The organism is Catellatospora sp. NPDC049609, assembly GCF_040675365.1.
Taxonomy (GTDB): domain Bacteria; phylum Actinomycetota; class Actinomycetes; order Mycobacteriales; family Micromonosporaceae; genus Catellatospora.
Map to the genome: position 1 here is coordinate 1 of NZ_JBFAOU010000181.1, position 15561 is coordinate 15561.

Genomic DNA, 15561 nt, shown 5'->3' on the forward strand with positions numbered 1-15561 from the left:
CTCGTACAGCGGCTTGAAGCCGAAGTCGCCGAAGAGCGCGACGTTCAAAGTGATCTTCTCGTTGCCGGCGGGCTGCTCGTCGGAGCCGCAGGCCGCGGTCGCCAGCAGTCCGGCGACCATGATCGGAGCCAACATGCGGCGCAGGGACGTACGCATGTGACGCCCTCCTCAGGGTGTCAGTAGGAACCCGGCCGCTCATCAGGGCTGTTTCGCGGCCGGGCTGAGAGAGCGCTCTCACAGCAGAGGATGCGGGCGGATGCGCGTTGTGTCAAGGCTCTATTGCCGTCACGTTTCGGGGTCGAGCAAACGCTCTCACACAGAAAGCGCTCTCACGGGCCGCTTCGCCCGCGGCCGGGAGCGGGGTAAGGTCAACCCGGCCGGTCCGGCGACGGACGCCGGATCACGACGAGGAGCAGGCATGAGCGAGCGCGGCGAGCGGCCGACCCTGGAGGCCGTGGCGCGGCTGGCCGGCGTCTCCCGGGCCACCGTCTCCCGGGTCGTCAACGGCTCGCCGAAGGTCGCCGAGCCGATCCGCGCCGCGGTCCGCCGCGCCGTCGAGGAGCTGGGCTACATCCCGAACGCGGCCGCCCGCAGCCTGGTCACCCAGCGCACCGACTCGATCGCGCTGGTCCTGCCGGAGAGCGCCAGCCGCGTCTTCTCCGACGACCCGTTCTTCCCGAGCATCATCCACGGCGTCAGCCAGGAGCTCGACGCCGCCGACAAGCAGCTCGTGCTGATGATGACCAACACCGTCGGCGGGTACGAGCGGGTCGAGCGCTACACCACCGCCCGGCACGTGGACGGGGTGCTCTTCGCCTCCACGCATGGCGTGGACCCGCTGCCCGGCCAGCTGCACCGGCAGGGCATCCCGGTCGTCGTCAGCGGCCGCCCGCTCGGCCGCTCCGCGGTGCCCTACGTCGACGTGGACCACATCGGCGGGGTACGCAAAGCCGTCCGCCACCTGCTCGACACGGGCCGGTCCCGGATCGCGACCATCGCCGGCCCGCAGGACATGGTCGCCGGCATCGACCGCCTCGACGGATACCGGGCCGAGCTGAAGGGCTCCGACCGGCGCTCGATCGTGGCCGTCGGCGACTTCACCCGCGAGTCCGGGGCCGCCGCCATGCGCCAGCTGCTCGAGGACGACCCGCTGCTCGACGCGGTGTTCGTCGCCTCCGACCTGATGGCGCACGGGGCCATCACCACGCTGCGCGAGCTGGGCAGGCGCATCCCGGAGGACGTGGCCGTGGTCGGCTTCGACGACTTCGACATCTCCCGGTTCACCGATCCGCCGCTGACCACGGTGCGCCAGCCGATCCTGGAGCTGGGCCGCGAGCTGGCCCGCCAGCTGCTGCGCGTGATCGGCGGCGAGGAGGTCCCGGCCTCGGTCGTGCTCCCCACGGAACTGGTGGTACGCGCCTCCGCGTGAGCGGATTCGGATATACAGGACGTATGGCTGATGAGCTGGACGTCATCGTGCTCGGCATGGGGGTCGGCGGCGAGGAGGTCGGCGGGAAGCTCGCCGATGCCGGGCTCAGCGTGCTCGGCATCGAGAACCGGCTGGTCGGCGGCGAGTGCCCGTACTGGGGGTGCATCCCCAGCAAGATGATGATCAGGGCGGCGGACCTGCTGGCCGAGGGGCGCCGGATCAAGGGCATGGCGGGCGCCGCCGAGGTGTTCCCCGACTGGGCGCCGGTGGCGCTGCGCATCCGCGACGAGGCCACCGACTCGTGGAACGACAAGGTCGCCGTCGACCGGTTCACCGGCCGCGGCGGGCGCTTCCTGCGCGGCACCGGGCGGCTCGCCGGACCGAAGCGGGTCGAGGTCGACGGGCAGACGTACACCGCGCGCCGGGGCGTCGTGGTGGCCACCGGCACCAGGGCCGCGATCCCGCCGATCCCGGGGCTGGCCGACGCGCCGTTCTGGACCAACAAGGAGGCGATCGAGGCCGACACGCTGCCCGCCTCGCTCACCGTGCTGGGCGGCGGCTCGATCGGCCTGGAGCTGGCGCAGATGTTCGCCCGGTTCGGCGTGCGGGTCACCGTCGTCGAGGCCATGGACCGGCTGGCGGTGTACGAGGAGCCCGAGGCGTCGGCGCTGATCACCGAGGTGCTGACACGCGAGGGCGTCACCGTGCACACCGGACGCCGGGCGGAGCGGGTCGAGGGCATGACGCTGCACCTCGACGACGGCACCACGGTCACCTCGGAGAAGCTGCTGGTCGCCACGGGGCGCACCAGTGACCTGCACCAGCTCGGACTCGACACGGTGGGGCTCGACCCGGCCGCCAGGTCGATCACCGTGGACGGGCACATGCGGGCCGGCGACGGGCTGTGGGCGGTCGGCGACTGCACCGGTCACGGCGCGTTCACCCACCTGGCGATGTACCAGGCGGGCATCGCGATCCGCGACATCCTCGGCCAGGAGGGCCCGCCCGCCGACTACCGGGCGCAGCCCCGGGTCACCTTCACCGATCCCGAGGTCGGGTCGGTCGGCCTGACCGAGGAGGACGCCCGCCACCACGGCATCCACGTGCGCACCGCGTTCACGAAGCTCCCCGAGTCCGCGCGCGGCTGGATCCACAAGGCCGGCAACGACGGGTTCATCAAGCTGGTCGCCGACATGGACCGGGACGTGCTGGTCGGCGCGACCTCGGTGGGACCGACCGGCGGGGAGGTGCTCGGCGCGCTGGCCGTCGCGGTGCACGCGCAGGTGCCGGTGCACATGCTGCGGCACATGATCTACGCGTACCCGACGTTCCACCGGGCGATCGAGGCGGCCGTGCAGCAGCTGGACTGATCCGGCACACTGCCGCCATGCGAAAGATCCTCGTCCGGCTCGGACTCGGCGGCATGGCGGCGGTGCACCTGTGGTGGGGGCTGTGGGCGTACGCCACGCCGGCGCACTTCTTCGCCGTGTTCCCCGGCCTCGGGCACCACTGGACCGCCGCGTACCCGCCGTACAACCAGCATCTGACCGCGGACCTCGGGGCCACCTTCCTGACGCTGGCCGTGCTGCTCGCCGTGCCCGCGGTCCGCTACCGGCGCGGCCTGGCCCGGCTCGCGCTGGCCGGGTCGATCACGTTCAACGCCCTGCACCTGGGCTTCCACACCGTCCACCACGGCACGCTGGCCGGCGTCGACCTCGCCGCCAGCCTGTTCACGCTGGTCGCCGGGCTCGGCGTGCCGCTGGCCCTGTTCCTGCTCGCGCCACCCGACCGGGCAGCCGAGGACCCGGCGGTCTGAACCGGCTGACCGGCGGCCGGACGGCGCCGCCGCCGGGCACCGCGACCGCGCCCTCCCCGCCCCGGCCGTCCGCCGGTCACGGCCTCAGACGGCGTAGGTCAGCAGTACGAAGAGGAAGGGCAGCACCCCGAAGGCCCACGAGATGCCCGCGGTCAGCAGCACCACGTCGTAGAACCTGCGCGGCGCGCTCACGCCGTCCCGGCCGCGCGGCGCGTCGGCCGGGTCCTCGGCGGACGCCGCGGGGCCCGTCCGCGGGAAGAGCCCGCCGAACAGGGCCACCACGGTGAACGCCGGGAGCACGCACACCAGCCAGGCCACGTACGAGCCCTTGATGCCGCCGCCCCGGCCGCTGCCGAAGGTGTCGGGCACCTCCGGGCCGACATGCCAGGCGATCAGCGCGACCAGCGCGCCGTACGCCAGCGCCAGGCCGGAGTTGAACCAGCCCTGCCGGACGGAGCGGCCCGCGCGGCCCGCACGCAGCGAGTGCAGCAGCGCGCCCACCGGCACCGCGACGGCGAGCAGCGAGATCAGGAAGTACCCCGTGGCCTGCCAGCGGCCGTGCGCCTCACGCAGCACGGGGACCTCGTCGGAGAGCACGCCCAGCCAGATGACGCCGCCGACGGTCAGCACGACGGCGAGGATGGTCAGCGCGGCCCGCAGGTCGCTGCTCCGAGCGGAGGGGGGAGGGTTGATCACGGCGGGGATGGTACACACCCATGTCCCGGCCGCCGGCGGCCTTCCGCTCAGGCGAGCTGGGTGGACTGGAGGCGGGCGTAGGTGCCGCGGCGGTCGAGCAGGTCGGCGTGGGTGCCGATCTCCTCGATCCGGCCGTCGCGCATGACCACGATGCGGTCGGCGTTGCGGATGGTGGACAGGCGGTGCGCCACCACGAACACGGTCCGGCCCGCGACCAGGCGCTCCATGGCCTGCTGGATGAGCGCCTCGGAGTGGGTGTCCAGGGCGGAGGTGGCCTCGTCGAGGATCAGCACGCGCGGGTCGCGGATCAGGGCACGGGCGATGGCCAGCCGCTGGCGCTGGCCGCCGGACAGGCGGGCGCCGCGCTCCCCGACCACCGTGTCCAGGCCGTCGGTGAGCTGGTCCACGAAGTCAAGCGCGTTCGCGTCGCACAGGGCCTGGCGCACGCGGTCGAGCGGCACGTCGGCCATGCCGTAGGTGACGTTCTCGCGGATGCTGCCCTCGAACAGGATCGGCTCCTGCGGCACCACCGACACGAACCGCCGGAAGGTGCGCAGGTCGAGGGTCTCCATGTCCCGGCCGTCGAGCAGGATGCGGCCGGAGGTCGGCCGGAGGAAGCCGATGACCAGGTTCAGGATGGTGGACTTGCCCGCGCCGGACGGGCCCACCAGCGCGACCCGCTCGCCGGGCGCCACGTCCAGGGTGAAGTCGCGCACGGCCGCGCCCGCCGCGCCGTCGTACGCGAACCCGACGCCCTCGAACACGACCCCGCCGCGCACCTGCTCGACCTGCCCCTTGCCCGCGTTGACCTCCAGGTCGGGCGCCTGCAGCACCTCACCGGCCGAGCGCACCGACTCCAGGCCCTTGACGATGATCGGGCCCAGGCTCATCAGCGTCATCACCGACGAGGTCAGCGTGCTGAAGAAGGCGCTGAGCATCACCACGTCGCCGGGGCTGATCGGCACCCAGCCGTAGTACGCGACCAGTGCCGACCCGGCCAGGCAGGCCACGCTGAGCACCTGCAGCTGCGTCCAGGCCAGCGCGCCGAACCGGCCGTTGAGCAGGTCGAGCCGCAGCCCGGCGCGCAGCACCCGGTCCAGCGTGCCGTCGACCCGGCGCAGCGCGTCGCGCTCCAGGCCGTGCGCCCGCGTGATCGGGATGAGCGTGGTCATCTCGGCGACCCGCGACGACAGCCGCTCCACCTCGCGGCGGAAGCTCTCGTTGTCCGAGCGCATCCGGTTGCGCAGGCTCATCACCAGGAACGCCGCGGCGGGCACCAGCACGCCGAAGACGGGCAGGAACAGCGGCGCCCGCACCGCGATGATCACCGTGCCGCCCAGCAGCATCATCAGCGCGCCCATGCCGACGTCGCCGGCCTGCTGCACCATCTGCTCGATGTTCTCGACGTCGCGGATCACCTTCGACTGCAGCACCGCCGCGCTGGACCGGGAGTGGTAGCCGATGGACAGCTCCTGCATCCGGCGGCACAGCGCCGAGCGCAGCCGGGTGCCCATGCGCCGCACGGAGCCGCTGTGGCAGCGTACGAACAGGACGTGGAACGGGTAGTTGAGGCTCAGGCAGGCCAGCAGGATGCCGGTGGCCCACCACAGCTGCGCGATCGGCCGGTGCTCCACCACCACGTCGATGACGTTCGCGGTGACCAGGGGCAGCAGCCAGGTCGGGCTGTGCTTGACGGCGAACGCCAGCACGCCCAGCGCGAGCCGGCGGCGGTCCTCCCGCAGCAGGTAGGCGACGGTGCGTACGGGGTGCTCGCCGTGGTAGCGGTGGTCAAGGGGGTGCTGCGCCAGCGCCATGTGCCTACCTGCCTCGCCGGGCGCCCGCGCACGAAGGGGTCCGTCGGCGCGACGCCCTTCGCCTTCGAAGTCCACCGGCGAGCCTAGGCGACCGGCGGGACCGGAGCCAGGGCGGCTGCCGTGCCGGGTCCGGCGCGTCGCGCGGGTGTCCGGGAGAGGTGTCGCGTCCGCCGCGGCACCTCTCCTTTCGACGGTCCGCGTCAGGCGGTGTCAGTACCCGCGGTTCCAGCGGTTGATGTGCCGGGCATAGAAGTAGTTGCCGATGCCGCAGGTGCAGCAGAACAGCCAGAAGTGAACCCAGAGCGACTGCTTGCGGTAAGCGCGTCCGCCGTGCGCCACAGCGGTCGCCGAAGCGACGGCGGAGGCCGTGTTGTTGTTCTGAATGATGATCGTCGGCATCGCCTGGGGCTGGGCCTGCGGCGCCGTCGGCTCAGTGGACTGGGTCAATTCGATTTCCTTCTCGGTATGCGCTAATGGTCAGCGCCGCCACACCGGCGGAGCCGGGAGGAGATTAACTACGAGAAGGCTTTCGAATGAGCCCCGAAGGCTTTTTAGAGCCGTGCGGCCGACGGGAACAAGACCGGTTCAGCAGAAGAAAGAACCATACGGTTGATCTTGACTGGAGGACGACCGATGGGACCCTTCGCCGAGTCCCATCGGTGCGTCTCACCGGCCGCCGCGCGGCTACCGGGTGGAGGCGAGCTCCTGCACGACCGCCAGCGCGCCGTCGACGTGCTTGCCGATGTTGGCCTGCGAGGAGAAGACGTGCCGCACCACGCCCTCGCGGTCGATCACGTAGGTGACCCGGCCGGGCAGGATGCCGAAGGTCGCGGGCACGTCGTACGCCTTGCGCACCGCGCCGCCCTCGTCGGCCAGCAGCGCGAACGGCAGCCGGTACTTCTGCGCGAACGCGGTGTGCGACTCGACCGAGTCGGAGCTGATGCCGATCACCTGCGCGCCCGCGTCGGTGAACACCTCGTAGCTGTCGCGCAGCGAGCACGCCTGCGCGGTGCAGCCGGAGGTGTCGTCCTTCGGGTAGAAGTAGAGCACCACGGTCTGCTTGCCGCGGAAGTCGCTCAGCCGCACCCGCTCGCCGTGCTGCGAGGCCAGCTCGAAGTCCGGCGCCGTGTCGCCGACCTGCGGACCGCGTACCTTTGCCATGTCTGTTCTCCTGTCGCCGCCGTCGGATACGAATCGTATTCGGATCCTCCCGGGGCAACGTACGCCCCGGCCGGATCGTTCCCGGCGGTGCCCCGCGGACTGGCTCAGCTCCGCTTGGCGTAGCCGGCGATCTCGCCGAAGTCGACGAAGATCACGGGCTGGTCCCCGATGACCTCGGCCTCGTGCCCCGGAGCGATGGCGACCAGGTCACCGGCGGTGAAGTCCTGCACGGTCCCGTCGTCGTCCATGGTGACGCGCATCGTGCCGGAGACGCAGTAACCCAGGTGGGCGGTCTGGCAGGTGTCCGTGCCGACGAGCGGCCCGACGTTGGCCGACCAGCGCCAGCCCGGCTCGAACCGGCCCCGGCCGACGGTCCGGCCGGCGACCTGCACCAGATCCATCCGACCCTTGCCCTCGAACTGCCGGGACTCGTCAGGCCGGTCGAAGTTCTTGAGTTCGATGCCGCTCATGGCGCGCTTCCTTTCGGCGTACCCCCGAAATGCCCTTTATCGACCATAAGTCAGGCCGAGCGCGGAGCGCAGGCGATGTGGCCGGACGGACGGCACGGCGGAGGGGCCGGCGCATGGTCGCGCCGGCCCCTCCGGTCCGGTCAGCTACAGGTGACGTTGTTCAGCTTGAAGACGGCCGGGCTGGTGTTGCTCCCGCTGTACGAGCCCTGGAAGCCGAAACTCGTCGTCCCATTCGTGGGCAGGTTGCCGTTGTGCGCGACGTTGCGCGCCGTGACGTTCGCCCCGCTGGCGGTCACCGTGGCGTTCCACGCGTTGGTGATCGTCTGGTTGCCCGGGAAGGTCCAGGTCACCGTCCACGAGCTGAGCGCCGGGCCGCGGTTGGTGATGGTCACCGTGGCCACGAAGCCGTTGCCCCACTGGCTGTCCACCCGGTAGCTCACCGAGCAGGCGCCGCCCGGCTGGCCGGACGGGGACGACGACGGCGAGGCCGACGGGCTGGCCGACGGGCTGCGCGACGGGCTCGGCGAGGCCGACGCCGACGGCGGCGGGCTGGTGACGATGCCGTTCAGCGCCAGCGAGTACGCCAGGTCCGGGACGAACTGCCCCGCGGCCGCGGCGCAGCCGTCCGCCTCACCCGGCGGCTTGATCCAGACGTACGCGTCCACGCTCGACTCGCCGGTGTTCGTGGTCGGCGCCTGGCCGGTGCCCCGGCCCGCCGGGTCGCACCACTCGCTGCCCAGCGGCCCCTTGCCGTTGCGGGAGGTGTCGACCACCTGGCGCAGGTTGCTGTTGCCCAGCGCGCTGATCACGTTGCGGCCGAAGGCGACCTCGTCGGCCGTCCAACGGTAGTTGGACGCGTTGGAGTAGAAGCCCGCCGCGTTGGCCACGCCCGCCGCCTGCAGCCGCGAGGCGGTGTCGGCGGGGCTGTTCCAGGCCGAGTGGCCCGCGTCGAGATACACCTTCACGCTCGGGTTGACCTGCTTGAACCTGGTCACCGCGTAGCTGAGCGCGGAGTTGCGCTCGGCCTTCTCGGTCGACGACAGGCAGGTCTGCAGGGCCAGCGAGTCCGGCTCCAGGATGACCACCGCGGTGCGCGAGCCCAGGCCCGCGGCGAAGCTGTCCACCCAGGTCCGATACGCCGAGATGGTCGGCGCGCCGCCCGCGCTCGCCCCGCCGCAGTCACGGTTGGGCAGCATGTACGGCACCAGCACCGGGATCTGGTTGGCGCTGTTGGCGGCGTTGACGTACGACGTCACCTGTGACTGGATCGTGGACGGCTCGTAGTACGCGAACCACCGCGCCGCCGGCTGGCTGCCGATGCGCTGGCCGATGAGCGAGGCACGGGAGTCGTTGGGATTGGCCGCGAGCCACTGGTTCACGGCGGTCGTCGGGTCGCGGTAGAACGTGCCGGTCAGCGTGCCGGCGGAGGCTTCGGTGGTGGCCAGCAGCACGCCGGCCAGCGCGGTGGCGGCGGTCATCGCGGCGGCGGTGCCCAGCGCGGCAAGGCGGCGGTTCCGGCGGCGCGGCGATGACGTGTGATCGGGGGTCAACGCGTCTCCTAGGGAGTCTGTGCAGGGTCAACGGGCTCACCCGGACTCGTCCACGACAGACGTCACGCCCGGCCACGCCTCGTGCGGTTGTCTGCCCTACGCACGGCGCGGCCCATCCAGCTCCGCGATTCATCATTCCCCGCCGCGCCCACCCCGTCAACGCGAGTAAAGGAAGGGCACCTTCTTAACGCTATTTGTAGAAGAAGGGCACCTTCTTAACGCGGCATCCGCGCAGACCCCGCCAGGCGGCGGCCGAGGGCCCGGCGAGCCGCACCCGGCGAGCCGGCCGCCGGACGGGCGAGCGCCGGTCAGGCCGGCCCGAGCAGCCAGAGGATCAGGGTGAGGGTGCCCATCGACAGCAGGCTCGAAAACAGGATCGCGTTGCGGCTCAGCTCCGTCGACGCACGGAACTCCGAGGCGTACACGAAGGTGTTCTGCGCCGTCGGCAGCCCCGCGACCAGCGTCACCGCCAGCAGCGCCGGGCCGTCCAGGTGCAGCAGGTAGCGCCCGATGAGGTACGCCGCGACCGGCTGCGCCACCACCTTCAGCAGCACCGCCGCGACGACGTCCCGGCCGGGCAGCCGCCACGCCGTGCCCTCGGTCTGGTGCAGCGACATGCCGAGCGCGAACAGCGCCGCGGGCACCGCCGCGCCGCCCAGCAGCTCCAGCGGCCGCAGCAGCCACTCCGGCGGCAGCCAGCCGGCCGCGCTCGCGGTGACCCCGGCCAGGGAACCGAGGATCACGGGCGTACGCAGCGGCAGCATCGCCAGCCGCCGCCAGCGCCCCGCCGCCGCCCCGCTCCCGTTGCTGCCGCCGCGCCGATCGTGCCGGCGCCGCCCGGGCGCCCCCTCGGATGCCGCCCCGCCGTCGCCCCGTCCGCCGCCGCCCGGCCCGCCGTCGTCCCGGCCCTCGTCGCCTACCGCGCCGTCGGCCGGTCCGGCATCGGGCGGGGAGCCGCCGGCCTGGGCGAGCCGGTGCGCCGAGGCGTCGAGCCGGCCGACGATCAGCGGGGTGAGCAGGATGGTCTGGAAGACGAGCACCGCCATGATGAGCGAGGCGTCCTTGAGCACGTACAGCGCGACCGGCACGCCGAGGTTGCCCGCGTTGAGGTAGGCCGCCGCCATCGCCGCGATGACCCGGTCGCCGTCGGGGCCCGGCATCAGCCGCCGCGCGGCGAGGTACACCGCCAGCCCGATGGCCAGCGTGCTGAGCGCGACGGCGGCCAGCGGCCGCAGCGGCAGCTCGCCCAGCGGCACCTTGACCAGCGAGCTGAACAGCACGCACGGGATCGCGATGAGGAAGGTGAAGTTCGCCAGCGCCTGCTGGGTGGCCCGGGTCAGCACCCCGAACCGCATGGTGCCCCAGCCCAGCGCGGTGATCATCCAGATCGGAGCGAACGCGGCGAACACCTGGTCACGCTAGCCCTGACCGTTTGCAGTCCCCGCACGCGGGGTCCCCACCCGCACGGGAGACGTTAAGAAGGGCACCTTCCACCACGCATAGCGTTAAGAAGGTGCCCTTCCTTTCAGAGCTGGGCGCGGAGGTCCTTGCGGAGGATCTTGCCGGACGCGCTCTTCGGGATGGCGTCGACGAAGGTGACGGCGCGGACCCGCTTGTACGGGGCCACCCGCTCGGCGACGAAGTCGAGCACGTCCTGGGCGGTCAGATCGGCGCCGGGCGCGACGGCGACGAACGCGTGCGGGATCTCCTCGCCGTCCGCGTCGTGCCCGGCGACCACGGCCGCGTCGGCGACGCGCGGGTCGCCCAGCAGCACCGCCTCCAGCTCGGCCGGAGGCACCTGGTACCCCTTGTACTTGATCAGCTCCTTGACGCGGTCGACGATGAACCAGTCGCCCTCGTCGTCGACCTGCCCCACGTCGCCGGTGTGCAGCCAGCCGTCGGCGTCGACGGTGGCGTCGGTGTCCGCGCGCCGGCCGAGGTAGCCCTGCATCACCTGTGGGCCCTTGATCCACAGCTCGCCGGGCTGCCCGACGCCGAGGTCCGCGCCGGTGGCCACGTCCACCACCCGGGCCAGCGTGTTCGGGATCAGCGGGCCGACGGTGCCGGGCTTGACCCGGGTGTCGCCGTGCACCTGCGCGTGCGAGACCGGCGACAGCTCGGTCATGCCGTAGCCCTGCTGCACCACGCAGCCGAGGCGGTCGGCGCAGGCCTGGGCGAGGTCGCCGTCGAGCGGGGCCGCGCCGGAGAAGACGACCTTCAGCGCGGAGAGGTCGTACTGCGCCACGAGCGGGTGCTTGGCCAGCGCCAGCACGATCGGCGGGGCGACGAAGGCCCGGTTGACCCGCTGGTCCTGCAGCGCGCCGAGGAACTCGGCCAGGTCGAAGCGCGGCAGCACGACCAGCGTGGCGCCCTTCGACAGGGCCATGTTCATCAGCACGGTCAGCCCGTAGATGTGGAAGAACGGCAGCACCGCCAGCACCCGGTCGGACGGGTCGTACTTGACCACCTCCTGGGTCTGCGCGATGTTCGCGACCAGGTTGCGGTGGGTGAGCATGACGCCCTTGGCCACGCCGGTGGTGCCGGAGGAGTACGGCAGCACCGCCAGCGCCGTGGCCGGGTCGATCGCCACGTCCGGCGCCGGATCGGCGGTGGCCATCAGCTCCTGCACCGAGCGGTGTCCCTCGGCCGTGTCGCAGACGAGGATCTCCTGCACCTGCGCCGCGGCGGCGGTGGCCCGGTCCAGGAACGGCGACACCGTGACCAGGAACTTCGCCCCCGAGTCGCTGAGCTGGGTGGTCAGGTCCTTCGGCGTGGCGAGCGCGTTGACCGTGGTGACGGTGGCGCCGGCGGCCAGCGCCGCGTGGAAGACCACGGGGTAGAGCAGCGTGTTCGGGCTGAACAGCGCCAGCACGTCACCCGGGCGCAGCCCGGCCCCGGCCAGTCCCGCGGCCAGCCGGTCGACCATGTGCGCGAGCTGCGCGTACGTGATGGTCTGTCCGGTGCGCCCGTCCACGAGCGCGGGATGGTCACCGCGCGCCGCCGCCGGCCCGATGACGAGCTGCGGGACGGAGACCTCGGGGATCTCGACGTCGGCCAGGGGACTCGAAAAGGGCATCGTCGCCTCACTCTCGTACGCGGTGCACGGAAAGTCCCGTCATCATCCGTGCACATACCCGCTTCGGCAATACCCCGGCGTCACTCCCCCGGCGCGGCGGGCGGCCGCCATTCCGAGCCCGGCCGCGGCGGGTTCAGCCGCACCGCGGCCACCGCGAGGCCGCCCGCGATCAGCGCCACCACGGTCACCAGCAGCGCCGCGGCGAGCCGGTCGAGCGCGGCGTCGCGCAGCACCACGCCGTCGTCGAGCACCAGCGCCCGGGTCCACCCGGCCACCGCGGCCGCGACCCCGCCGACCAGCAGCAGGACCGCCAGCCGCCACCGGGGCAGCAGCCGCGCCCGCGCCGCCTTCACCGCCAGCAGGAGCAGCGCGCACGCCGCCAGGGCGCCGGACCCGAGGGCGGTCACGGTGATCCACGCGCCGACGGCCGGCCCGGTGCTCGTCGCCGCCAGCGTGCCGGCGGTGGCCGCGGCCCAGGCGGCGAGCCCGGACAGCACGAGCACCGGCAGCGGCACCGTCCGCCGTCCCGCGGTCGCCGCGATCAGGCCCGCCATCAGCACGAAAAGCACGACCACACCGATCGTGTACGCGGTGGCGCGGGTGCGCTGAGCCGCGTCCGGGGTCCAGACCTCCGCCAGCGGCGGCGGCGCGTCCCACTCGCGGTCCGACCACGTGCCCAGGCGCGTCCAGACGCCCTCGGCGTCGCGGCGCAGCAACCCGTCGCGCCCGTTGGCGACCAGCACCACGTGCCCGGTCTCCGTCTCGCGCACCACCAGCCCGAACGACCACAGCGAGCCGACCGGTTCGCTGAGCAGGCCGCCGTCGTACTCGTCGACCAGCGCCTGGTGCTGCCTGCCGCGGATCTCCCACGCGGTGCGCCAGGTCAGGCCGCCGTCCTGGCTGGACTCGACGTGCAGCGCACCGGGCACGACCCGGTAGCAGACCTGGCCCGCGCAGTCCTGCCGGGGCGACTCCGGCAGCGGCGGGTCGCTCGGGTCCGGCTCGTACGCGGTCCAGCTGAGCCCGTCGTCGACGCTGACCGCCCAGCTGCGGGTGCCGTCGAAGTCGATGCCGAGATACACGTCGACGCCGTCCTCGACCAGCAACACCGTCTCCGGCGGTGGGATGGCCGCCGAGGTGGCCGCGGTGGCCAGCAGCGCGACCGGCACCAGCACCGCCCCGCGGACCAGCCGGGCGACGGCGCGGCCCGGTGCCGGACGGCTCCCCGTGCGTCGCCAGGCCCACCAGCCCAGACCCAGCGCGGGCAGCGCGAGCAGGTCGGTGAGGTCGGCGCGGACGACGGACGGTCCGTTCACGACCGACCACGCCTGCGAGGCGAGCTGCGCGCCGTACGCGGACGTCTTCACGAGCGCGAACCCCGCGCCGGTGGCGGCCAGCGCGCCCAGCGCGAGCCCGCGGCCCGGCACGCGCGGCGCGACCAGCGCGATCACGACCGCGAGCAGCGGCGGGAACATCAGCATCCCGGCGACGTCGCTCAGCTTGCCGGTGACCCAGCCCGGCTGCCACGCCTTGAGCAGGTGATCGTTGACCAGCAGCAGGACCAGCCCGGCCACGCTGACCGGGTGGGCGAGCCACCCCAGCGCGCGGCGCAGCGCGTCCCGCGGTTCCCCGTTGTCCATGCCGGACAGGGTCGCATCGCCGGATCACGATCGGGCCTCACGACCGCCTCGACCCCGCACCGGATCACCGTGCCGGCGAGGTCGAAGATCGGCGTTTCTGGTCAGGAACTGCGCTCTGACTGAGGGTTCTGACCGGAGACAGCGCCCGCCGACAAACCCCACCCCCGCTCAGTCCTTCGCGTCGCCCTTGTTGTGCTCGGCGAGGAAGCGCTCCAGCTCGGCGCCGAGCTCCTCGGCGGTGGGCAGCGGCGTGGGCTCGGTCAGCAGGTTGCCGGCGCGGCCGCGGGTGAACGCGTCGTACTGCTCCTCCAGCGCCTTGACCACGGCGGCGGCCTGGTGGTTGTCGACGAGCTGGCGCTCGATCTCCTCGCGCACCCGGTCGCCCGCCTCGCGCAGGTCCTCGGTCGGCAGCAGCAGGCCGGTGGCCCGCGACACCGAGGTCAGCAGCAGCTCGGCGGCCTGCGGGTACTCGCTGTCGGCGAGGTAGTGCGGCACGTGCGCGGCGAAGCCCATCGCGTCGTGGCCCGCCTCGCCGAGGCGGAACTCCAGCAGGTTGGTCATGCTCGCCGGGACCTGCACGTCGGCGATCCACGGCTCGTGCCCGACCACCAGCTCGGGGCGGGTGCCGTGGGCGGTGACCCCGGCCGGGCGGGTGTGCGGCACCGACATCGGGATGGCGTGTACGCCGATGGTGAGCCGCACCTGCAGCCGCTCGATCAGCCCGGTGATCGCGGCCACGAACCGCTCCCACTGGAAGTCCGGCTCCGGCCCGGTGAGCAGCAGGAACGGGGTGTCGTCGTCGTCGCGCAGGGCGTGCAGCTCCAGCTTGGGCTGCTCGTAGGACACCCAGTGGTCGGACGAGAAGTGCATGAGCGGCCGGCGCGACCGGTAGTCGTAGAGCTGGTCGAGGTCGAACTCGGCGACCACGGTCGAGTCGAGGGTGTCGAGCAGGTGCTCGCGGGCCAGCCGGCCGGCGGCTCCGGCGTCGACGAACCCCGAGAGCGCGTGCAGCAGGACCGGCCTGCCCAGCGCGGGCAGCTCGTCGGTCAGCTGGTAGAGCTTCTGTGGGTCGAGCACGTCGTCGCCTCCTGCAGATGGTTCGTCCACCGGAGCCAACAACCGCCACGGGGGGCGCATTCCTCCCCGGGCGAGCGGATACGCCGGGCGCGCAGGCGGGCGCGCCCGGCGTATGTCGGCTCAGGCAGCAACCGTAGCGCCGAGGCGGCGGGCGGCCTCGTGCGCCTCCGGCTCCGCTGCCTCCGCCTCCGGCTCCACCGCCTGCGGCTCCGGCTTGCGGCCGAGCCAACCCAGGCCGAGCAGGGCGAGGCCAGCCAGGGCCCAGGAGGCCAGGACCCAGAGCGGGCCGGCGGCACCGGCGCCGTCGAACCAGGCGACCGAGCGCAGCAGGGTCGCCCCGGCGCCGATGGGCAGCCACTGCCCGAACTCGCCCCACGGCTGCGGCAGCAGCTCGGGTGCGGCGGCGACCGCGCCCAGCGCGTTGCCGACGAGCAGGATCAGCACCACGCCCAGCCCGATGCCGCGCGGGCCGGCGACGGTGGCCAGTCCGTGCACGGCGGCGCTGATGGCGAGCGCGATCAGCGCGACGGCGCCGGCCACCGGCAGCCACTCCCCGCCCACCACGCCGAGCCAACTGTGCAGCACGGTCGCCCCCAAGGCCCCGGCGAGCAGGGCGAAGGTGACCAGGCCGGTGAGCCGGGCCCCGAAGCGCGGCACCACGAAGTAGAGGGCGATCGCGGCCAGCAGCGACGTGATCACCAGCGGGAAGAAGCCCGCCGCGAAGCCGCCGCCGTGCGGGTCGTCCCCGTTCAGCGGGGCGAGGTCCTCGACCGTGACGGGCATGCCGCCGCCCTCGCCGATCCCGGTGGCCAGCGCGCTGAGCAGGCTCGCC

General features: G+C 72.9%; 14 protein-coding genes. 3 read left to right on the forward strand and 11 right to left on the reverse strand.

The annotated features are described in order from the left end of the window. Positions 1-418: 418 nt before the first annotated feature. The 3 genes from AB0J67_RS32930 to AB0J67_RS32940 are packed head-to-tail and all read left to right on the forward strand — an operon-like array spanning position 419 to position 3245. Entirely contained in the window at positions 419-1429 is a 1011-nt protein-coding gene (locus AB0J67_RS32930) for a LacI family DNA-binding transcriptional regulator (RefSeq protein ID WP_363488233.1), read from the forward strand. 23 nt (positions 1430-1452) lie between these two features. Continuing rightward, the gene (locus AB0J67_RS32935) at positions 1453-2799 is read left to right on the forward strand and encodes an NAD(P)/FAD-dependent oxidoreductase (RefSeq protein ID WP_363488235.1); all 1347 of its coding nucleotides are present in this window, start codon (positions 1453-1455) and stop codon (positions 2797-2799) included. A gap of 17 nt (positions 2800-2816) precedes the next feature. After that, positions 2817-3245: a hypothetical protein gene (locus AB0J67_RS32940; protein ID WP_363488237.1), complete on the forward strand. Its 429-nt coding sequence runs from the start codon at positions 2817-2819 to the stop codon at positions 3243-3245. An 84-nt stretch (positions 3246-3329) separates the two neighbouring features. Here AB0J67_RS32940 and AB0J67_RS32945 read toward each other — a convergent pair whose 3' ends face one another. The 11 genes from AB0J67_RS32945 to AB0J67_RS32995 all read right to left on the reverse strand — a co-directional run. Further along, entirely contained in the window at positions 3330-3941 is a 612-nt protein-coding gene (locus tag AB0J67_RS32945) for a hypothetical protein (RefSeq protein WP_363488239.1), read from the reverse strand. Between the two features lie 47 nt (positions 3942-3988). Next, on the reverse strand, positions 3989-5755 hold the full coding sequence (locus AB0J67_RS32950) for an ABC transporter ATP-binding protein (RefSeq protein WP_363488241.1): 1767 nt from the start codon (positions 5753-5755) through the stop codon (positions 3989-3991). 210 nt (positions 5756-5965) lie between these two features. Continuing rightward, positions 5966-6202, reverse strand: a complete 237-nt coding sequence (locus AB0J67_RS32955; protein WP_363488243.1) for a hypothetical protein — start codon at positions 6200-6202, stop codon at positions 5966-5968. Positions 6203-6439: 237 nt separating this feature from the next. Next, entirely contained in the window at positions 6440-6916 is a 477-nt protein-coding gene (locus tag AB0J67_RS32960; protein ID WP_363488245.1) for a peroxiredoxin, read from the reverse strand. Between the two features lie 104 nt (positions 6917-7020). Beyond that, positions 7021-7386, reverse strand: coding sequence for a cupin domain-containing protein (locus AB0J67_RS32965; RefSeq protein ID WP_363488247.1), 366 nt, complete (start codon positions 7384-7386; stop codon positions 7021-7023). A gap of 140 nt (positions 7387-7526) precedes the next feature. Next, entirely contained in the window at positions 7527-8936 is a 1410-nt protein-coding gene (locus AB0J67_RS32970; protein WP_363488249.1) for a glycoside hydrolase family 6 protein, read from the reverse strand. Positions 8937-9244: 308 nt separating this feature from the next. Continuing rightward, positions 9245-10345 (reverse strand): AEC family transporter, encoded by a 1101-nt coding sequence (locus AB0J67_RS32975; RefSeq protein ID WP_363488251.1) that lies wholly within the window; start codon positions 10343-10345, stop codon positions 9245-9247. Positions 10346-10461: 116 nt separating this feature from the next. After that, complete coding sequence (locus AB0J67_RS32980) at positions 10462-12012, reverse strand: AMP-binding protein (protein WP_363488253.1); 1551 nt, start codon at positions 12010-12012, stop codon at positions 10462-10464. A gap of 80 nt (positions 12013-12092) precedes the next feature. Next, a complete protein-coding gene (locus AB0J67_RS32985) occupies positions 12093-13652 on the reverse strand; it encodes a hypothetical protein (protein WP_363488255.1) in 1560 nt (519 codons plus the stop codon). Positions 13653-13820: 168 nt separating this feature from the next. Further along, positions 13821-14729, reverse strand: coding sequence for a PAC2 family protein (locus AB0J67_RS32990; RefSeq protein ID WP_363488257.1), 909 nt, complete (start codon positions 14727-14729; stop codon positions 13821-13823). Between the two features lie 120 nt (positions 14730-14849). After that, positions 14850-15561 (reverse strand): hypothetical protein (locus AB0J67_RS32995; RefSeq protein ID WP_363488259.1); only part of this gene is annotated, 712 nt, incomplete at its 5' end.